At 67.2% G+C, this 20794-nt stretch carries 14 protein-coding genes and 1 rRNA gene; 9 read left to right on the top strand and 6 right to left on the bottom strand.

Annotated elements, in window-relative coordinates; all coding sequences use genetic code 11:
- The first annotated feature begins 739 nt into the window (after nt 1–739).
- Nucleotides 740–854, top strand: a 5S ribosomal RNA gene (rrf, locus tag SSKA14_RS02285).
- A gap of 310 nt (nt 855–1164) precedes the next feature.
- Here the strand turns inward: rrf and SSKA14_RS02290 are convergent.
- The 3 genes from SSKA14_RS02290 to hemH form a co-directional block, all read right to left on the bottom strand.
- Nucleotides 1165–3270 (bottom strand): methyl-accepting chemotaxis protein, encoded by a 2106-nt coding sequence (locus SSKA14_RS02290; protein WP_040006830.1) that lies wholly within the window; start codon nt 3268–3270, stop codon nt 1165–1167.
- 290 nt (nt 3271–3560) lie between these two features.
- Nucleotides 3561–4415, bottom strand: coding sequence for an alpha/beta hydrolase (locus SSKA14_RS02295; protein ID WP_008265713.1), 855 nt, complete (start codon nt 4413–4415; stop codon nt 3561–3563).
- Nucleotides 4412–5374, bottom strand: a complete 963-nt coding sequence (hemH, locus tag SSKA14_RS02300; protein WP_008268023.1) for a ferrochelatase — start codon at nt 5372–5374, stop codon at nt 4412–4414. The genes SSKA14_RS02295 and hemH overlap by 4 nt, the downstream gene beginning before the upstream one ends.
- Nucleotides 5375–5539: 165 nt before the next feature.
- On the opposite strand from hemH, the gene SSKA14_RS02305 reads away from it, so the two are divergent.
- The 4 genes from SSKA14_RS02305 to tatC all read left to right on the top strand — a co-directional run bounded on the left by SSKA14_RS02305 (nt 5540) and on the right by tatC (nt 7962).
- A complete protein-coding gene (locus SSKA14_RS02305) occupies nt 5540–6433 on the top strand; it encodes a YSC84-related protein (RefSeq protein WP_008268397.1) in 894 nt (297 codons plus the stop codon).
- Nucleotides 6434–6508: 75 nt separating this feature from the next.
- Nucleotides 6509–6736, top strand: coding sequence for a Sec-independent protein translocase subunit TatA (tatA, locus tag SSKA14_RS02310; RefSeq protein ID WP_005420453.1), 228 nt, complete (start codon nt 6509–6511; stop codon nt 6734–6736).
- 15 nt (nt 6737–6751) lie between these two features.
- Complete coding sequence (gene tatB, locus SSKA14_RS02315; protein ID WP_008265193.1) at nt 6752–7216, top strand: Sec-independent protein translocase protein TatB; 465 nt, start codon at nt 6752–6754, stop codon at nt 7214–7216.
- Nucleotides 7213–7962: a twin-arginine translocase subunit TatC gene (tatC, locus tag SSKA14_RS02320; RefSeq protein WP_008267959.1), complete on the top strand. Its 750-nt coding sequence runs from the start codon at nt 7213–7215 to the stop codon at nt 7960–7962. Before tatB ends, tatC begins: the two co-directional genes overlap by 4 nt.
- A gap of 105 nt (nt 7963–8067) precedes the next feature.
- Here tatC and SSKA14_RS02325 read toward each other — a convergent pair whose 3' ends face one another.
- From SSKA14_RS02325 to SSKA14_RS02335, 3 genes are read right to left on the bottom strand one after another with little or no spacing between them, the layout of a single operon-like run.
- Entirely contained in the window at nt 8068–8979 is a 912-nt protein-coding gene (locus tag SSKA14_RS02325) for a BPSS1780 family membrane protein (protein WP_040006836.1), read from the bottom strand.
- Between the two features lie 50 nt (nt 8980–9029).
- The gene (locus SSKA14_RS02330) at nt 9030–9776 is read right to left on the bottom strand and encodes a glutamine amidotransferase (protein ID WP_008268322.1); all 747 of its coding nucleotides are present in this window, start codon (nt 9774–9776) and stop codon (nt 9030–9032) included.
- Nucleotides 9748–11583 (bottom strand): GspE/PulE family protein, encoded by a 1836-nt coding sequence (locus SSKA14_RS02335; protein WP_008265007.1) that lies wholly within the window; start codon nt 11581–11583, stop codon nt 9748–9750. Before SSKA14_RS02335 ends, SSKA14_RS02330 begins: the two co-directional genes overlap by 29 nt.
- Nucleotides 11584–11667: 84 nt before the next feature.
- Here SSKA14_RS02335 and glyQ point away from each other — a divergent pair, with 84 nt between their 5' ends.
- The 4 genes from glyQ (at nt 11668) to SSKA14_RS02355 (ending at nt 20636) form a co-directional block, all read left to right on the top strand.
- A complete protein-coding gene (gene glyQ / locus SSKA14_RS02340) occupies nt 11668–12579 on the top strand; it encodes a glycine--tRNA ligase subunit alpha (protein WP_008268819.1) in 912 nt (303 codons plus the stop codon).
- A gap of 71 nt (nt 12580–12650) precedes the next feature.
- Entirely contained in the window at nt 12651–14726 is a 2076-nt protein-coding gene (glyS, locus tag SSKA14_RS02345) for a glycine--tRNA ligase subunit beta (RefSeq protein WP_008265987.1), read from the top strand.
- A 256-nt stretch (nt 14727–14982) separates the two neighbouring features.
- Complete coding sequence (locus SSKA14_RS02350) at nt 14983–16779, top strand: autotransporter assembly complex family protein (RefSeq protein ID WP_008265111.1); 1797 nt, start codon at nt 14983–14985, stop codon at nt 16777–16779.
- Nucleotides 16776–20636, top strand: coding sequence for a translocation/assembly module TamB domain-containing protein (locus tag SSKA14_RS02355; protein ID WP_008265046.1), 3861 nt, complete (start codon nt 16776–16778; stop codon nt 20634–20636). Before SSKA14_RS02350 ends, SSKA14_RS02355 begins: the two co-directional genes overlap by 4 nt.
- Nucleotides 20637–20794 lie beyond the last annotated feature (158 nt).

Below are 20794 nucleotides of genomic sequence, written 5' to 3' on the forward strand. Positions count from 1 at the left end.
GTACGCTCAGCGCGGTCGGACATCGCGCACTGTGTGCAAAGGCATAAGCGTGCTTGACTGCAAGATCGACGGATCAAGCAGGTAGGAAACTAGGACTTAGTGATCCGGTGGTTCTGTATGGAAGGGCCATCGCTCAACGGATAAAAGGTACTCCGGGGATAACAGGCTGATACCGCCCAAGAGTTCATATCGACGGCGGTGTTTGGCACCTCGATGTCGGCTCATCACATCCTGGGGCTGTAGTCGGTCCCAAGGGTATGGCTGTTCGCCATTTAAAGTGGTACGCGAGCTGGGTTCAGAACGTCGTGAGACAGTTCGGTCCCTATCTGCCATGGGCGTTGGAGATTTGAGAGGGGCTGCTCCTAGTACGAGAGGACCGGAGTGGACGAACCTCTGGTGTTCCGGTTGTCACGCCAGTGGCATTGCCGGGTAGCTATGTTCGGAAGCGATAACCGCTGAAAGCATCTAAGCGGGAAGCGCGCCTCAAGATGAGATCTCCCGGGGCACAAGCCCCCTGAAGGAACCATGTAGACTACGTGGTTGATAGGTCAGGTGTGTAAGTACAGCAATGTATTGAGCTAACTGATACTAATGATCCGTGCGGCTTGACCATATAACCTCAAGTTGCCTTGGCTTTACGACAGCGTCGTAAGAGCATCCAAGTGCACGCTACGTCACAAGAACTATGCGAGGCTGGCGCCTTGTCCCACAGGGACGAGTGCGACTCTCCAAAAGCCTCCCTGGTGAAATTAGCGCTGTGGAACCACCCGATCCCATCCCGAACTCGGAAGTGAAACGCAGCTGCGCCGATGGTAGTGTGGCTCAAGCCATGCGAGAGTAGGTCATCGCCAGGGTTTATACCCAAAACCCCGCTGCTCACGCAGCGGGGTTTTTCTTTGTGCCAAGAAAATCCAGCAGATCCACGCCATGCGTGGATGCTTTGCGCGTGCAACCACAGGGCCAACCAAGGTTGGCGACTACCGATGGCAGGACTATCAGCAGTAGACCCACGCCATGCGTAGGTGCTCTGCGTACGAAGCCACGGCGCCAACCAAGGTTGGCATCTACCCACGCCCCCCATTTTCCTGATCCATCACCCAAAAACAGGCAAAAGAACGGCGCCCTGCGGGCGCCGTCTCCAACCGATCCGGTTGCACGTTCCGATCAGGCGACCAGAGCGACCTCGTGCGCTTCCTGCTGGCGGAATACCGAGACCGCCTCGGTCAGCGTTCCCGCCTGCGACTGCAATTCACGCGCGGCAGCGGTGGCTTCCTCCACCAGTGCAGCGTTCTGCTGCGTGGCCTGGTCCATCTGCACGACAGTCTGGTTGATCTGCTCGATGCCGATCGACTGTTCCTGCGAAGCGGCTGATATCTCGCGCATCAGGTGGCTGACGCTCTCGACACCACCGACAATGCCCTGCATGCGCTGGCCAGCATCGGCCACCAGCTGCGCACCTTCACCCACCTGGCGGCCGGCTTCGTCGATCAGTTTCTTGATTTCCTGCGCAGCTGCGGCGGAACGCTGGGCCAGCACGCGCACCTCGCTGGCCACCACCGCGAATCCGCGGCCCTGCTCGCCGGCCCGCGCAGCCTCCACCGCTGCGTTCAATGCCAGGATGTTGGTCTGGAACGCGATGCCATCGATGACGCCGGTGATATCGCCGATCCGCTTCGACGCGCCCTCAATCGCCTGCATGGTGTCGACCATCCGCTGCATCACGACGTTGCCGTCACCGGCGGCATTCTGCGTGGAGGCGGCCAGCTCACTGGCCTGGCGGGCATGGGCTGCGTTCTGGCGAACGGTGGCGGTCAGTTCCTCCATGGATGCCGCGGTTTCCTGCAGGTGCGCAGCCTGGCGCTCACTGCGTTCGGACAGCGCGCCATTGCCGGCGGCGATCTCGCTGGCGGCGGTACTGATCGAGATGGAGCACTGCTGGATGCGGCCGACCATGCGCGCCAGCTGCCCGGCGGTGGCGTTGGCATCACGCTGGATTGCGGCGAAGGCGCCTTGGTACTCGCCGTGCATGCGCCGGTCCAGATCGCCATTGGCCAGCGCAGAAAGCATCTGTCGCACTTCGTTGACGGTGCTGCCCAGCGTATCGAGCAGCTGGTTGATGCCACCGGTCAGGCCATCGAGGAAGCTGGCACCCTCAGTGGCCTGCAGGCGCTGGTCGAGGTCTCCGGCGGCAGCGGCGGCAACGATGCCGGCCACGGCGTTTTCCAGGGCAAGTTCATGGGTACGGTCATGCCACTCCACGGCGAAACCGAGGCGCACGCCCTGTGCATCGAACACAGGCGTGACCACCTGGGCGAAATGCACCGGGCCGATCTGCACCTTGCCATTGTGCGTGACCTGCAGGCCATTGAGGATCGCGCGGATGCGGTCCGGATTGGCGTGGAAACGATGGATGCTGCTGCCAACGAGGCGTTCGGCGTCGAAGTCGGGGAAGGCCTGGCGTAGTGTCGCCTGCTGGTTGCGCAGCAGGGCCACCACCGAACGGTTCACGTAGCGGATCACATGGTCGTTGTCGGCAATCATCATTGCGGTGCGCGAGGCATCCAGCGCCTGGCGGATCTGTGCGTTCTCGGCATGGGCTTCAGCCTCGCGCCCACGCTGGGCCTGCACGTGGCGCGCGGTATCGGCCAGCGCGTGGGCCAGCGAGCCCGGCGCAAAGGCCGCGGTATCCGCATGCGTGCTCAGATCGGCGCCGGTGGCGATATCGCGGGCCAGTGCGGCCAACCGGCGCGGACCCTGGCCCAGCGCCTCGGTCTGCTGGCGCAGGCGCAACGCGACCTGGCCAAGGAACAGCGTCAGGCCAGCAAACAGCGTTGCCTGCAGCAGCGTTGGCCCGACCGCGGCACCTTCCAGCAGCGGATGAAGCAGCGCGAGCGTGCCAACGCCACCGGCCAGCCATACCGGCAGGCGATCACGGTGGCTGAGCAGCACGCCCAGCAGCACCGCGATCGGCAACGCCGGTGACAGGCCGACCACCGCGCAGAGCAATGCCAGCTGCAGCGACAGCAGCAACGCCAGGCCATTGCGGGTGAGGTTGCGGCCCGCCTCCGGGCCGCCCAGCCAAAGGGCGGGCAGCGCTGCGGCCACGGTCAACGCGGCGCCCGGTACGTGGGGCCCACGCAGGGCCAGAACCAGGCCAGCCACGGCCAATGCCGCGCTGCCGATCAGCAGTCGACGATCAGCACGGCGGGCGAGCTGCTGCAGATGCGGCAGGCGGGCGGTATCGGGGGGGCGGGAGGATGCAGCGGACATCGGCGACTCCTGGATCAACAGACGGCAGCGGCCACGCCGCGACGCACGCATGAGCGCGTGGCCTGGGCGTGGACCGGGAATTCGGGGAATGCGACGTCATCAACGCCGCGGAGACAGCGCGCCGTGACCCCATCCTGTGGGTGACGGTGCAGTAGAGCGGGCATGCGGACTTCCTTGCAGAACCAGACACACGCCGCAGGCCCGACCGGACCCGCGTGCTGCGGGCGCAGGGACCCGCAACTGATGTATCGGCCGCAAACGCGCGGAGTGAAGCGCGCCGAGGCGCGGACTCAGCCGGCGTCGTCGTTGCTGAAGAAGTGCAGGATCACGTCGGCAACCTGCGCCGGGTCTTCCATGTGCAGGTGATGGTTGCCGGGAAACACTGCCAGCCGTCCATCGCGCAGGTGCCGCAGACGATCGCTGCGCATGGGCTCGGGGTAATAGGACTGCGCTGGCGTGGCGTAGATCACCTGCGTGGGGCAGGCGATGGCCTGCAGCAGGTTGTCGATCTGGCCTTCGCTGAGGCGGATCGCAGTGGGCAGCATCAGCCGTGGATCGCTGCACCAGCGGTAGCCGCCTTCGACCGGTTCCACGCCACGTTCAACCAGCAGGCGTGCGCAGCCTTCGCTGAGCTGGTTGGTCATCATCCGCGCACGGATCGGCGCAGCGAGGTCAGGGAACACGCGCAGCTGCTTGCGTGCGAGCGCCCGCGTGGCATTCACATGCTCGCGCAGGCGATGGGCGGTTTCTTCCTCCGGCCCGCGCAGGCCGCCGAGTGCTTCGATCGCCACCAGCCGTTCGATGCGGTCGCTGACCGAGGCGGTGAGGCTGGCGATGCCGGCGCCCATCGAATGGCCGAGCAGGCTGAAACGGTCCCAGCCCAGTGCATCGGCCACATCAAGCACGTGGCAGATCGCGGCGGGCGTGGTGTAGCTGGCGCCGGCCGGAAGGTGCGCGCTGTGGCCATGGCCGGGCAGGTCGATGGCGACCAGCTGCAGCGAGGACAGGTGCGGGGCCAGTGGCACGAAGCTGGCGGCGTTGTCGAGCCAGCCGTGCAGGGCCAGCACGCGCGGACCCTCGCCGTGGTTGCGCAGGCCGGCGACGCGTGCGCCACCGACCTCGAGTTCAAACGGATGCAGGCTCATGCCAACGAGGCCACGGCCAGCCGCGCCAGGGCGCGTGCGTGTTCCGGTTCGGCGTTGAGGCAGGGGATGTAGCGCATCTTCGCGCCGCGTTCGGCCAGCGTTTCGGTAAAGCCCATTGCCACCTCCTCCAGCGTTTCCAGGCAGTCGGTGGCGAAGCCCGGGCAGACCACGTCGATCTGCCTGACGCCGGATTCGGCCAACGCCCACAGGCTGGGCTCGGCGTACGGTTGCAGCCAGCGCTCACGGCCGAAGCGCGATTGATAGCCCATCTGCCACTCGTCCCTGCCCAGCCCCAGCGCGTTGGCAATGGCCTGCGCGCTGGCCTCGCACCGCTGCGGATACGGGTCGCCGCCATCGGCCAGGCGTTGCGGGATGCCGTGGAAGGAGAACATCAGCGTCTGGCCACGGCCGTGCTGTTCCCAGTAGCGCTGGATGGAACCGGCAACGGCCTCGACCCAGCCCGGGTCGACCGAATAGTCGCGCACCAGGCTGACCGTCACGCCGGGGTTGCGGCGCTGCCAGGCATCGACGCGGTCTTCGACCGAGGCGGTGGTGGTGGTCGAGTACTGCGGATACATCGGCAGCACCACGATGCGACGCGCGCCTTCGGCGGCCAGGCGGTCGAGCTCGCCGGCCAGCGCCGGTTCACCGTAGCGCATCGCATGGCGAACCCTGAGCGTCGGCAGCAGTGCCTGCATGGCCTGCGCCAGCTGGCGCGTATGCACCATCAACGGAGATCCGTCGGGCATCCAGACCTGGGCGTACTTGGCCGCCGAACGGCTGCTGCGCAGCGGCAGGATCAGCCCGCGCAGCAGTGGCTGCCACAGCAGTGCCGGAATCGAGACCACGCGGGGGTCGGACAGGAATTCAGCCAGGTAACGGCGTACGGCGGGGGCCGTCGGCGTCTCGGGCGTGCCTAGGTTGACCGCCAGCACGGCGGTATCGGGTGCGTCGAGCATGGGATGTATTGTCGCCGATCCGGTGCCGCGCCGGCATGCAGGGTTCGGATCGCGGGCATAGCGGGCATCTATATGAGCAGGCAACGCTCATTGGCGATTCATGGCAACACTACTAATTTCAGTCACTTGCTATATCTTCCTATGGACTGACTTCTGGAGCCTGCCATGCGTCGCCCGATCCAAGCCCTGCTGATCGCCGCCAGTCTGCTGTCCAGCCAGGCCATGGCCGGACCGCAGGAAGACCAGCGCGCCCGCAACGCCGTGCGTGTGCTGGCTGAAATCCAGGGAATCCCTGAACAGGGCATTCCGGACAAATTGCTCGACGAAGGCCGCGCGGTCATCGTCATTCCCGACACGATCAAGGCCGGCCTGGTCATCGGTGGCCGTCGCGGCCATGGCCTGATGTCGGTGCGCATGGCCAATGGCGCCTGGTCCAACCCGGTGTTCGTCAAGCTCACCGGCGGCAGCATCGGCTTCCAGGCCGGTGTGCAGTCCTCGGACGTGGTGCTGGTGTTCCGCAACGACCGCAGCCTGGACAACCTGGTCAACGGCAAGTTCACGCTCGGCGCCGATGCCGGCGTTGCCGCCGGTCCGGTCGGCCGCAACGCCGCCGCCGCCACCGATGGCCAGCTGAAGGCCGAGATCTGGTCGTGGTCGCGTGCCCGTGGCCTGTTCGCCGGCGTCGCCCTGGACGGCGCGGTGCTGCAGATCGACGATGCCGCCAATCTGGACGCCTACGGCAGCAACACCACGCCGCGCATGATCTTCGAAGGTCGCGCCGTCGGTTCGCCGTCAATGGATGTGGTCGCGTTCCGTGATCGCCTGGAAGAGGCCACCTACGCCGCGCGCAACAACCGCAACGGCAACGGCGGCAATGCACCGCGTCCGGCAGCGGCACCGGCGGTCGCCCCGGCGCCTGTTCAGGCAGCGCCGGCACCCGCCGCCGAAGCCACCACGGCACCGCTGCAGAACGTGCCGCAGAACGCGCCGCCGCAGCAGCAGGGCTTCCAGCCGGTCAATGACGGCGAAATCCGCACGGAAACGCTGGGCGGAAACTGACTTTCGTCACGCGCGCCGGCTAACAGCCGGTGCGCTATGCTCGACAGCCTGATCACTAACGTAACGAGCGTCTTTATGGGCAGTTTCAGCATCTGGCATTGGTTGGTCGTGCTGGCCATCGTCCTGCTGGTGTTCGGCACCAAGCGCCTGACCAGTGGCGCCAAGGACCTCGGTTCGGCGGTCAAGGAATTCAAGAAGGGCATGCGCGACGAGGACAAGCCGAACGCGCAGCTGGGCGATGAGTCGCGCAGCCAGGACGCCTCGCGCACCGCGCAGGACGAGCACGACCGTAACGCTCGCTGATCCGGAGCGGTCGCGGTGTTCGATATCGGCTTCAGCGAACTGCTGGTGATTGCGGTGGTCGCCCTGGTGGTGCTCGGTCCCGAGCGCCTGCCCAAGGCGGCCCGCTTCGCCGGCCTGTGGGTGCGTCGTGCCCGCAATCAGTGGGATTCGGTGAAACAGGAACTGGAGCGCGAACTGCAGGCCGAGGAGATCAAGCGGCAGATGCAGGACGTGCGCCAGGGCATGCAGGACACCGAAAACCAGCTGCGCGCCAGTGGCGAAGCGATCCGTCGCGAAGCCCAGCAGGCACAGCAGCAGGGCGACGATCTGGCGCAGGAAGTACGCGCGCCGGCGCCAGCTGATCTGCCGCCGCACCTGAGCGAGCCCGTTGCCGCGGACCCGGCACCAGCACAGGACGTCGCTGCGGTAACGCCCAGCACCGCCACGGCCACTGAAACCAATGCGACGCCGCCGGCGCAGAACACGGAGCGCCCCTCATGAGTGAGCAGGATTTCGGCGAAAGCTCGCTGGTTGAACATCTGGTGGAACTGCGCGGCCGCCTGGTGCGCGCATTGCTGGGCCTGGGCGTGGCGCTGCTGGCGTTGCTGCCATTCACTCAGAAGCTGTACAACGCGCTGGCCGAGCCGCTGGTCTCGCAGCTGCCCAACGGGCAGACGATGATTGCGACCAACCCGGCCGGTGCCTTCTTCGCGCCGTTGAAGCTGACCTTCTTCGTCGCCCTGTTCGTGGCGGTGCCGTGGCTGCTGTACCAGCTGTGGGCGTTCGTTGCGCCGGGCCTGTACGCGCGCGAAAAGCGCCTGGCGGTACCGCTGCTGGTGTCGTCGGTGGTGCTGTTCTACACCGGCTGTGCCTTCGCCTACTTCCTGGTGCTGCCGGCGGTGTTCCACTTCCTCACCACCTTCAGCCCGGACGTGATTGCGATCACCCCGGATGCGAATGCCTACCTGGACTTCGTGCTGGCGATCTTCTTCGCCTTCGGCGGCAGTTTCGAACTGCCGGTGGCGATGGTGATCCTGGTGCTGCTGGGCTGGGTGACGCCGCAGCAGTTCAAGGAAGGCCGCGGTTACGCGATCGTCGGCATCTTCGTTGTGGCCGCCGTGCTGACCCCGCCGGACGTGGTGTCGCAGCTGATGCTGGCCATCCCGATGTGCCTGCTCTACGAGCTGGGCATCCACGCCGCACGCTGGCTGGTGCCGTCGTCGGTAGTGAAGAAACCCGCCGCCTGAAAAAAAAAGGGGACGGAGGGAATCAAGTCGTTTGTGCCGCTAACGACTTGATTCCCTCCGTCCCCTTTTTTATCCACGCATGGCGTGGATCTACCGATGTGCTGGTCAGGCGTGGAAGATGTCGCTGGAGGCCGGGGTAGTCGGGATCGGCGGCGCGGCGCGGCTGCCGCGGTGCACGAACATCTGCTTCCACGCGGCATAGACCGCGCCGACGTACAGCGGCATCAGTACCGTGGTCAGTACCAGCTGGGCGATGAAGGCCGCGGCCAGCGGGCCGCCGATCAGCATCGCGATCTGGATCACGATCACGAACAGGATGTACATGCAGAACGCGGCGATCAGGCCGAGCACGGCGAACACGATCATCGCGCCGATGTTCTCGATGCAGCCCTGCAGGCTCAGGCGCAGGGCGTGCATGCCGCTCTGCTTGTCGAACACCACCAGCGCCGGCTGGGTGAACATCGCCAGCGACAGCGCGACCGCACTCAGGAACACCAGCAGCATCCACAGCGCGATGCGCTTGGCCGGCAGGTTGGCGACCAGTGCGGCGGCATCGTCCGGCTTGATCTGCTGGCCGCTGCGGCTGATCTCTTCCATCTTGGTCATGACCTCGCTGAAGGCGGTGAAGCCCTCGCGCCCGATCATCATGAACAGCAGCGCGCCCAGCAGCAGCACCGCCAGCACCTGGATCGCCAGCGGCACCAGCAGGTGGCTGACGCGGTGGTCGCGGATCGGCTGCAGCAGGTGCGAGGCCAGGCCCGGTCGGCCTTCGTCGATCTCGCCCACGGCATACAGCATGCCGCCGAACATGATCGGCGAAATGGCCAGGGTCATCAGCTGCACGGCCATGCCGGCGGCGCCGGGAATCAGCGTCGACAACAGGGTCACCACCCAGCTTACCAGCAGCCAGGTCAGGCCGATCCGGGCCAGCTGCAGCGGCGCACGCCGGTACAGGGAGAACGTATCCAGCAACCACTGGGCGCCCGCCGAAGCCGGCAGCTTGCGAATCTCTTTCATGGACATCCGGGAAGGGACAGGAGGGGCCGGGCGGCTGCCCGTGGCGCCGATTATCCCTGTTTTGCCACCGGCTGGGCTGAAGACAGCCGCGCCTGGCGGACGAAGCGGCGCAGCAGCTGGCGGGCCAGCGGTGCGGCGCTGACCGCGCGCTCGATGCTGCGGGCACAGCCGCCGTGGCGGCCGATGCAGTCGGCGCGGGCACGCACGTAGCCGCGCATATGGTGGGTGGCGAATTCCGGATGGAACTGCACGCCCCACGCCTGGCGCCCCCAGCGGAAGGCGTGGCATCCGTCCAGCGGCGAACGCGCCAGTACTTCGGCGCCGTCGGGCGCGCGCAGCACGGTCTGCAGATGGGTGGCGTGGGCGGCGAAATGCTGCGGCAACCCCTGGAACAGCGGGTCCTGCGCGGCCTGCGGCTGCAGTTCCAGCTCGATCGTGCCGGACTCGCGGCCGGCCGGGTTGTAGGCCACTTCGCCGCCCAGCGCGTGCGCCAGCAGCTGGTGGCCGTAGCAGATGCCGAACACCGGCAGGTCGTCGTGGGCGGTCTGGCGCAGCCACGCCGCGCTGCGCTCGCTCCACTCGGCATGGTCGGTGACGAACGCGGCCGAGCCGGTCACCAGCACGCCGGCGAAGCCGTGCGGATCGGGCAGGGCGCCACCGTGCTCGACATCGACCACCACCGTCTCGTGTTCTTCCAGGCCGGCGGCGACGCGGATCCAGTGCGGGAAGCGCCCGTAGCGGCGCAGGGACGGCACCGGGCGGCCGGTTTCAAGGATCAGGAACGGAGCTGGGTTCATCCGGGGGCGGCAGCACTGACAGGACTTCCTCGATTGTAGTCAGGCCCTGCGCCACCTTTTCAAGCCCGGCTTGGCGCAGGGTTCGCAGCCCTTCAGCCCGCGCGGCGCGGGTGAAACCGGCCAGGTCCATGTCGGCGCGGATCTGCCCGCGCAGCCGCGAGCCCAATGGCAGCAGCTCATACAGGCCGATGCGGCCGAGGAATCCGGTGCGCCGGCACTCCAGGCAACCGACCGGCCGACAGGGCGTGGCGGCATCTGGATATGCGGCATGGCTATCAGCCAGCACCGCCCAGTCGGCGGCGCCAAGGCTGTGCGGCTGCTTGCAGTGCGGGCACAGCGTGCGCACCAGGCGCTGGGCAAGGATGCCGTTGAGGGTGCTGGCCAGCAGGTAATGCGGCACGCCCAGGTCGAGCAGGCGGGTGACTGCCGAGGGCGCATCGTTGGTGTGCAGCGTGGACAGCACCAGGTGGCCGGTCAGCGAGGCCTGCACCGCCATCTGCGCGGTTTCCAGGTCGCGGATCTCGCCGATCATGATGATGTCCGGGTCCTGTCGCAGCAGGGTGCGCACGCCACTGGCGAAGTCCAGGTCGATGTTGGTCTGCACCTGCATCTGGTTGAACTCGGGCGCGATCATCTCGATCGGGTCTTCCACCGTGCACACGTTCACGTCCGGTGTGGCCAGCCGCTTCAGCGTGGAATACAGGGTGGTGGTCTTGCCCGAGCCGGTCGGGCCGGTGACCAGCACGATGCCGTGCGGGCGCTCGACCAGTGCATTCCAGCCGGCGGCCTCCTGCGGGCTGAAACCGAGCTGGTCGATGCTCTTGAACGCGGCATCCGGGTCGAAGATGCGCATCACGCACTTCTCGCCGAAGGCGGTGGGCATGGTCGACAGGCGCATCTCGACCTCGCGGCCGCCCGGCGAGCGGGTCTTGATGCGGCCATCCTGCGGGCGCCGGCGCTCGGCCAGGTCCATGCGGCCCAGCACCTTGATGCGGCTGACCACGGCGGTCATCACCGCCGGCGGCACTTCGAACACCTTGTGCAGCACGCCGTCGATGCGGAAGCGCATGCGTCCCATCTCGCGGCGCGGTTCCAGGTGGATGTCCGAGGCGCGCTGTTCGTAGGCGTACTGCAGCAGCCAGTCGACGATGTGCACGATGTGCTGGTCGTCGGCGTTGACGTCGCCGGTACGGCCCAGCTCGACCAGCTGTTCGAAGCTGGGCAGGGTAGTGCTGGCTTCGCCGCGCACATCGCCGCGGGCGCCACGCACCGAACGGGTCACCCCGTAGAACTCCATGGTGTAGCGGTGCAGGTCCAGCGGATTGACCACCGCCAGCTCGATGCGGCGCCGGGTCAGGTGCTGCAGGTCGCGGCGCCATTCCTGCACCAGCGGCTCGCTGGTGGCCACCAGCACGCGCTCGGCATCCACCGCCAGCGGCAGGAAGCGGTGGCGACGGGCATAGGCATGCGACACCAGCGCGGTGACCGCGGCGACGTCGACCCGGGTCGGGTCGATGCGCAGGTAGCGGCAGCCGGTACGCTGCGCCAGCCACTCGGTGAGGCGCTCCAGGGTCAGTTCGCCGCCGTCGTTGGCGGCCAGCTTGAGGTTGGACAACAGCACCAGCGGATGCACTTCGCTGGCGTTGCGCGCCCCCTGCGCGGAGAACCGCATGCGCTCGCGGTCCTGCTCGGCCACCAGGCCATCGGCGATCAGTGCCGCGGCGATCTGCTCGAAATGCAGGCGGCCCCAGGGCAGCGGAACGCCGCTTGCCTCGCCGGGCGTGCCCACCGGCAGCCGATGTTCCATCTGCCTGCTCCTCCCGGGTACGGAATGCCCCGCAGGTCGGCCGTTATACTAGCGCACCCCCCTTGCCGGCCAAGAATCGTCCGCATGTCCGCGACCCCGACCGTTCCGATCACCTTCCAGGGCCTGATCCAGACCCTGAACCAGTTCTGGGCCCAGCAGGGCTGCGTGCTCATCCAGCCGCTCGACCTGGAGGTGGGCGCCGGTACCTTCCACCCGGCCACCTTCCTGCGTGCGATCGGTCCGGAAGGCTGGAACGCGGCGTACGTGCAGCCGTCGCGCCGCCCGACCGACGGCCGCTACGGCGAGAACCCGAACCGCCTGCAGCGCTACTACCAGTACCAGGTGGCGATGAAGCCGGCACCGGACAACATCCAGCAGCTGTACCTGGATTCGCTGAAGGCGCTGGGCATCGACCCGCTGGTGCACGACCTGCGCTTTGTCGAGGACAACTGGGAATCGCCGACGTTGGGTGCCTGGGGCCTGGGCTGGGAAGTCTGGCTCAACGGCATGGAAGTGACCCAGTTCACCTATTTCCAGCAGGCCGGTGGCCTGGAATGCCGCCCGGTGCTGGGCGAGATCACCTATGGTCTCGAGCGCCTCTGCATGTACCTGCAGAACTGCGACAACGTCTACGACCTGGTGTGGACCTATGGCCCGGACGGCCAGCCGGTGACCTACGGCGATGTCTACCACCAGAACGAGGTGGAGCAGAGTACCTACAACTTCGAATACGCCGACGTGGAAGAGCTGTTCCACCGCTTCGACGCCTGCGAGCGCGAAGCGCAGAAGCTGGTCGAAGTGAACCTGCCGCTGCCGGCCTATGAGCAGGTGATGAAGGCCAGCCACACCTTCAACCTGCTCGATGCGCGCCGCGCGATCAGCGTGACCGAGCGCCAGCGCTACATCCTGCGCGTGCGCGCGCTGGCCCAGGCGGTGGCCAAGGCCTACTACGAGCAGCGCGAGAAGCTGGGCTTCCCGGGCGTCAAGAAGGCCTGACCGCCGCTCTCCCCCTTACTCCGGGGCGCCGGACGCGTCGCGCGCTGCGCCCCCCCCACAGGATTGAAACGATGAGCCAACTGTCCCCCCTGCTGATCGAACTGGGCACCGAGGAGCTGCCGGTCAAGGCGCTGCCGGGCCTCGCCCAGGCGTTCTTCGATGGCGTTGTCGACGGCCTGCGCAAGCGCGGCGTCGCACTGGACCTGGGCGACGCCCGCCCGTTGTCGACCCCGCGCCGCCTGGCCGTGCTGCTGCCGGGCGTTGGCCTGGAACAGCCGGAACAGCACAGCGAAGTGCTGGGCCCGTACCTGAACATCGCGCTGGACGCCGAAGGCCAGCCGACCAAGGCCCTGCAGGGCTTCGCCGCCAAGGCCGGGATCGAATGGACCGCGCTGGAGAAGACCACCGACAACAAGGGTGAGCGCTTCGTGCACCGCGCGGTGACCCCGGGCGCGAGCACTGCCAGCCTGCTGCCGGAGATCCTGCGCGAGGCGATCGCGGCGATGCCGATTCCCAAGCCGATGCGCTGGGGCGACCACGCCTGGGGCTTTGCGCGCCCGGCGCACTGGCTGGTGCTGCTGCACGGTGACAATGTGGTCGAGGCCGAACTGTTCGGCCTGCAGGCCGGCCGTGTCAGCCGTGGCCATCGCTTCCACCACGACCAGGCGGTGTCGCTGGCACAGCCGCAGGACTACGTGGAAGCCCTGCGCGCCGCGTTCGTGCTGGTTGACCCGAGCGAGCGCCGCGCGCGCATCGTCGCCGAGGTCGAGGCCGCTGCGGCCAAGGCCGGCGGCAGCGCCCGCATCACCGAGGACAACCTGGAGCAGGTGGTGAACCTGGTCGAGTGGCCGTCGGCGGTGCTGTGCAGTTTCGAACGCGCGTTCCTGGCGGTGCCGCAGGAAGCGCTGATCGAGACGATGGAGATCAACCAGAAGTTCTTCCCGGTGCTGGATGACAGCGGCACGCTGACCGAGAAGTTCATCGGCATCGCCAACATCGAATCGAAGGACGTGGCCGAAGTGGCCAAGGGCTACGAGCGCGTGATCCGCCCGCGCTTCGCCGATGCCAAGTTCTTCTTCGACGAAGACCTGAAGCAGGGCCTGGCGTCGATGGGCGAGGGCCTGAAGACGGTGACCTACCAGGCCAAGCTGGGCAGCGTGGCCGACAAGGTGGCCCGCGTGGCCGCACTGGCCGAGGTGATCGCGCCGCAGGTTGGCGCCGATGCGGCGCAGGCCAAGCGTGCGGCCGAGCTGGCCAAGAACGACCTGCAGTCGCGCATGGTCAACGAGTTCCCGGAGCTGCAGGGCATCGCCGGCCGCCACTACGCCGTGGCCGGTGGCGAATCGGTTGATGTGGCGCTGGCCATCGACGAGGCCTACCAGCCGCGCTTCGGTGGCGATGACATCGCGTTGTCGGCGCTGGGCAAGGTGCTGGCGATTGCTGAACGCGTCGACACGCTGGCCGGTGGTTTCGCCGCAGGCCTGAAGCCGACCGGCAACAAGGACCCGTTCGCCCTGCGCCGCAATGCGCTGGGCCTGGCCCGCACGATCATCGAGAGCGGCTTCGAGCTGGACCTGCGCGCGCTGCTGGCCAGCGCCAATGCCGGCCTGGCTGCGCGCAACGTGCAGGCCGACGTCGGCGAGCTGTACGACTTCATCCTCGATCGCCTGAAGGGCTACTACGCCGACAAGGGCGTGCCGGCCACGCACTTCAACGCGGTGGCCGAGCTGAAGCCGGCCTCGTTGTATGACTTCGACCGCCGCCTGGATGCGATCGGCACCTTCGCCGCGCTGCCGGAAGCCGAGGCACTGGCTGCGGCCAACAAGCGCATCCGCAACATCCTGCGCAAGGCCGAGGGCGACATTCCGGCCCAGATCGACACGGCGCTGCTGCAGGAAGACGCCGAGCGCGCGCTGGCTGAAGCCGTCACCGCGGCCATCGACGACACCGGCGCCAGCCTGCAGCACAAGGACTACGTGGCCGTGCTGGCCCGCCTGGCCCGGCTGCGCCCTCAGGTCGACGCCTTCTTCGATGGCGTGATGGTCAATGCCGAGGACCCGGCACTGCGTGGCAACCGCCTGGCGCTGCTGACGATGCTGGGCGAGCGCCTGGGCAAGGTGGCGGCGATCGAGCATCTGTCGAGCTGATGCCCGTATCGGTAGTGCCGGCCGCTGGCCGGCATCGCCGTCGCGCATCGGATCGATCTGTGGGTTGCCGGCCAGCGGCCGGCACTACCGGATCACCGCGAGCGGATGTCCATCGGGGTCATTGCCGGCATCGCGTACGATGCCGGCTTCCTCATCGGCAATCACGATGATCGCCACAAAGGCGCGTATTTTGACCGCCACTTAACAACCGATCCCGAATGACGTGATGCATTTCGCATCGTCACCTCCGGTCGGTATGCTGTGCCGCATGCAGCCAAAGAAATACGCCCTGCCGCTGATGGTCCTGTCGCTGGCCGCCACTTCCGTGGCCCACGCGCGCGGCACCATCGACAAGGTGGACATCAAGGGATTGGACAAGGGCGACGACGCCGCAATCATCGAGAACATCCAGGAATCGCTGTCGCTGTACGACACGATAGGCAAGGAGCAGGGCGAGTCGCGCCTGGAATACCTGTTGTCGCAGGCCGAGCGGCAGACCCGCCAGGCGCTGGAACCGTTCGGGTACTACAACCCGGTGATCAAGGTCGAAGCACCGCGCGAGGACGAGCACGTGCGGGTGCTGATCCATGTCGACAAGGGCGCCCCGGTGACCGTGCGCCGCGAGCACATCGACATCACCGGCCCGGCGATCTACGACCAGTACCTGCAGGACGACCTGGCCGCGTTCAAGCCGCGCAAGGGCCAGCGCTTCGAGCACACCCAGTACGAAGCCAGCAAGATCACCATCACCCGCCGCCTGGCCGAGCGTGGCTACTTCGACGCCGACTACACCCAGCGCCAGGTACAGATCACCCGTGCCGACAACGCCGCCGACATCGACCTGACCTGGGACAGCGGCCGCCGCTACAACATGGGCCCGGTGCGCTTCCACCAGGACTACTTCGTCGACAAGCTGTTCGACCCGCTGGTGTACTGGGAGCAGGGCAGCTACTACCACGAAGGCAAGCTGGACCGGCTGCGGCAATCGCTGACCAAGCTGGACTACTTCAGCGTGATCGACATCCAGCCGCGGCCGGACCAGGCCGATGAGAACGGCGACGTGCCGGTGGACGTCAACCTGACCCGCGCCAAGCGCACCATCTACACCGCCGGTCTGAGCTACGGCAGCGAGAGCGGCCCGGGTGTGCGCGGTGGCATCGAGCGGCGGTTCCTGAACAACCGCGGCCACAAGATGAACACGCAGCTGGACTATGCGCAGAAGCGCAAGAGCCTGGTGACCAGCTACCGCATCCCGGCGTTCAACTGGTTCGACGGCTGGTACACCTTCGCCGCCAGCGCGTATGACGAGCAGACCGATTACATCGACCTGCGCAACTTCAAGCTGATCGCCAGCCGCAGCGGCGAGATCAACGAGCACTGGACCGCGATCGCCTCGGTCAACGCGCTGCGCGAGCGCTGGCGCTACGCCTCCGGCACCGAATTCACCGATGCGGTCTACAACACCTCGACGCTGGTGTATCCGCAGATGGTGGCCGACTACGTCAACGTCGACGACCAGATGTTCCCGCGCAAGGGCATCAGCGGCACCGCGACGCTACGCACCGGCATCGAGGGCGTCGGTTCGGATACCAGCTTCGTGCAGGCCAATGCCGTGCTGCGCTGGTACATCCCGGTGGGCGAAAGCAACCGCCTGATCCTGCGCGGCGAGGGCGGCACCACCTGGACCAGCGACCTGGTGGCGATGCCGCCGAGCCTGCGCTACTTCGCCGGCGGCGACCGCAGCATCCGCGGCTACGCCTACCGCGAAGTCGGCCCGCGCACGCCGGCGCCGGACAAGTACGCACTGGGTGCCAAGAACCTGGTGATCGGTTCGGCCGAGTACGAGCACTACTTCAATGGCGGCCCGTGGGGCGCGGCGGTGTTCGTGGATACCGGCAGTGCCTTCGACAACACCATCGACCTGCATACCGGCGTCGGCTTCGGCGTGCGCTGGAAATCGCCGGTCGGCCCGGTGCGCATCGATATCGCGCACGGCCTGAACAACCCGGATTCGCAGTTCCAGCTGTACCTGAACATCGGAGCGGACCTGTGAGCACGGCCGCACCCACTCCAACCCCGAACACGCCGCCGCGCGTGCGCTTCTACCGCCGTCGCCGCTTCTGGGCATGGTCCGGTGCCGGCGTGATCGGGCTGGTGCTGCTGGCCCTGCTGGCGGTGTACTGGCTGCTGCAGACCGTGGCCGGCCGCGATGTGCTGCTGGCGCAGGTGGTGGCACGGCTGCCGGTGGGCGCCAGCTTCACCTGGGACAAGGTGGACGGCCCGGTGGCCGGTCCGCTGACCCTGTACAACGTCGACTTCCGTTACGACGACATCCATTTCCACGCCGAGCGCGCGCACCTGGAGCCGGACCTGCGCCCGTTGCTGGGCCGCAAGCTGCTGCTGGACAAGCTGGAGCTGACCAACGCGACGCTGAACCTGGCCAAGAGTGACGAGCCGTTCAAGCTGCCGTCCTGGCCGGATTCGCTGCCGCAGATCGAAATGCCGCTGGCGATCCAGGCCGACGCCATCGCCATCGATGGCTTCCGCGTCAGCCAGGCCAACGAGCCGGTGATCGACATCAGCCGCGTGCGCGGTGGCATCGAGATCGCCAACGGCGAATTCCAGGCGCACAAGCTGGTCGTGGACAGCGACATGGGCAATTTCACCGCCCAGGGCCGCTACATCCCGGCCAAGGACTACGACACCGACGTGACGGTCACGGCGGTGCTGCCGGCCCCGCGTGGGCGCACTGCGGCGACGGTGGGGCTGGTGGCACGCGGCGACCTTGCGCACATGGAGGTGGCGGTGGCCGGGCGTGCACCGAAGCCGCTGCATGCGATGCTGGTGTTCGATGGGCGCACCGATCCGACCTGGAATGCCAGCGTGCGCAGCGACGAACTGGATCTGGCGCTGTTGTCGCCGGCGCTGGCGAGCTCGGCGATCGCACCGTTGGCACTGGACTTCACTGCCGCCGGCAAGGGCGGCAACGCCAACCTGCACGGCAAGGTGAAGCAGGGCGACCAGGAACTGGAACTGGCACCGTCGGTGGTGTCGCTGCAGGACCAGGTCCTGAAGGTTTCGCCGTTGCTGGTGAAAGGCCTCGGCGGCGAAGCGCGGCTGGAAGGCACGGCCGATTTCAGCCAGGAAAACCAGCAGAAGCTCAACTTCTCGGTGGTCGCGCGCGATCTGACCTACGTGCCGGCCGCGGACCCGAACACCGCCGGCAGCGCGCCGGTGCCGGTGACGCTGAAGGAAGCGCGTTTCGGCCTGGCCGGTACGCTGAAGGCGTGGGCGGCGATCGGCCGCGCCGAGGTCGAACGCGAAAAACAGAAGGCGCAGCTGCGCTTCGATGTGCGTGGCAATGACCAGGCTGCGTCGATCCACCAGCTGCAGGCGCAGACCCCGGGTGGCCAGCTGCAGGTGGAAGGCCAGGTGGCGTGGGCGCCACAGTTGGACTGGGACGCCAAGGCTGCACTGAAGGACTTCGACCCCGGCTATTTCGTGCCGGGCTGGAATGGCCGCCTGTCCGGCAACCTGGCCTCCAAGGGCCGCCAGCTGCCGCCGCCCGCCAATGCCACACCGGGCACGGCCGGCACGCTGGAAGCCACGGTGGACCTGCCGTCGCTGAAGGGCATCCTGCGCCAGCGCAACCTCGACGCGCAGGGCAAGTTCGCGCTGCAGGGCGATCAGGGCCAGGGCGACCTGAAGCTGTCGCTGGGCGGCAGCCGCGTCACCGCCTCGGGCAAGGTCGGCGATCGTCTCGACATCGATGCACGCTTCGAACCGTTGCAGCTGAGCGATCTGCTACCGGGCGCCGATGGTGGCCTGCGTGGCCAGGTGCAGGTGAAGGGCCCGCGCGATGCGCCGGACATCACCGCCGACCTGATCGGCAACAACCTCAACTGGGATGGCTACGGCGCCGAGAGCGTAAGCATCAAGGGCCACCTGCCGTGGCGTGGTGACAGCGGCACGCTGGCGGTGCAGGGCCAGCAGGTCAACGCCGGCATGCTGCTGGAGCGGCTGAACATTGACGCGCAGGGCAGTGTATCCAATCTGCGCTTGGCTGCGCAGACGCGCAACGAGATGGGCGCGATCGAGCTGCAGGGCAGCGTGCGCCAGCAGGGCGCGCAGTGGCGTGGTGAGCTGGCATCGCTGCGCATCGCACCGGTGAAGGGCGATGCCTGGTCGCTGCGTGCGCCGGCCGCGTTTGCGATCAACGGCAGCACCTACACCCTGTCCGAAACCTGCCTGGCTGCCGCCAGCAGTGGCGCGTTGTGCGCACAGGCGAACTGGCCGCGCGAGGGCCTGGTGGTGCGCAGTGATGCGCTGCCGCTGGCGCTGGTGCAGCCGTGGCTGCCGCCGCAGTCCGGCCGCCGCATCTACCTGCGCGGCGATGTCAGCCTGGACGCGCAGATCCGCCCGCGCGGCAACGCCTGGGAAGGCCATGTGGAAGTGCGCTCGAAGGAAGGCGGCGTGCGCCTGGGCGAGAACCGCACCACGGTGGGCGATGCGTCGCGTGGCGAGCTGGTGCGCTATGACCAGTTCTCGCTGAAGCTGGACATGACCCCGGCCAGTATCAAGGGCTATCTGGGCATGGGCTTCCAGGGCAACGGCTTCGTCGACGCCAAGATGCAGACCGGCTGGGAAGCCAGCGCGCCGTTGAACGGCGAGCTCTACCTCAACATGTCGCGGCTGTACTGGCTGGAGCTGTTCTCGCCGGACATCGTGCGCCCGACCGGCCTGATCGAAGGACACGTCAGTCTGCGCGGCACGCGTGGCCAGCCGTCGCTGGGCGGTGATGCGCAGCTGAGCAACTTCAAGGGCGAATTCCCGGCGCTGGGCCTGACCTTCGACCAGGGCAAGGGCAGCTTCGTGGCCCAGCCCGATGGCTCGGCCAAGATCACCGCCCAGGCCAATTCCGGCCAGGGCACGCTGTACGTGGATGGCGGCCTGTCGTGGTTCGGTGATGCACAGCCGCTGCAGTTGAAGATCCACGGCGACAACGTGCTGCTGTCCAACACCAGCGAACTGCGCATCGTCGCCAATCCCAACCTTGATTTCACCCTGGCCAAGGCGGCGATGGAGCTGCGTGGCACCGTGCACGTGCCCGAGGCCGATATCGACCTCGAACGCCTTGACCGCGGCACCTCGGTGTCTGAAGACGTGGTGGTGCTCGACCCGGTCGATCCGGAAGAATCGCGCACCTCGCCGCTGGACATGGACCTGGTTGTCAGCCTCGGCGACAAGGTGAAGATGACCGGCTTTGGTCTGAAAGGCGCACTGACCGGCAAGATGCAGGTCTGGGCCAAGCCTGGCCGCGAGATGACCGCCAATGGTGGCCTGGAAGTGAGCGGGCGCTACAAGGCCTATGGCCAGGACCTGACCATCACCCGTGGCAACCTGACCTGGAACTACAACGCGGTGTCCGACCCGCGCATCAACATCCGTGCCGAGCGCCGGGTCGGTGATGTCACGGCGGGCATCGACGTGACCGGGCGCGCGCAGCAGCCGCGTGCGGACGTGTGGTCCGATCCGGCGATGTCGCAGTCCGAGGCGCTGGCCTACCTGGTGCTGGGCCGCAGCCTGACCGGCGCCAGCAGCGACCAGACCCAGCAGGTCAACGCGGCCTCGGCGGCACTCTCTGCAGGCAGTGGCCTGCTGGCCTCGCAGCTGGGCGCCAAGCTGGGCCTGGACGACGCCGGCGTGAGCCAGTCGCGCGCGCTGGGTGGCTCGGTGATCGGCGTCGGCAAGTACATCTCGCCCAAGCTATACGTCGGCTACGGCGTGTCGCTGGTCGGTGCCGGTTCGGTGATCACGCTGAAGTACCTGCTGCGCCGCGGCTTCGATGTGGAAGTGGAATCGAGCACGGTGGAAAACCGCGGTTCGATCAACTGGCGGCGGGAGAAATAACGATCCGGTAGTGCCGGCCGCTGGCCGGCAACTGCACCGTATCTCCCGGGTTGCGTGGGTTGCCGGCCAGCGGCCGGCACGACCGTGCACGTCGGCCCCAACCATCGGCCGTTGCCCCGGCCGCCCCCAGCGGCTATGGTCCCGGGCTGTTCTGTCGT

Source organism: Stenotrophomonas sp. SKA14 (assembly GCF_000158575.1).
Lineage (GTDB): Bacteria > Pseudomonadota > Gammaproteobacteria > Xanthomonadales > Xanthomonadaceae > Stenotrophomonas > Stenotrophomonas forensis.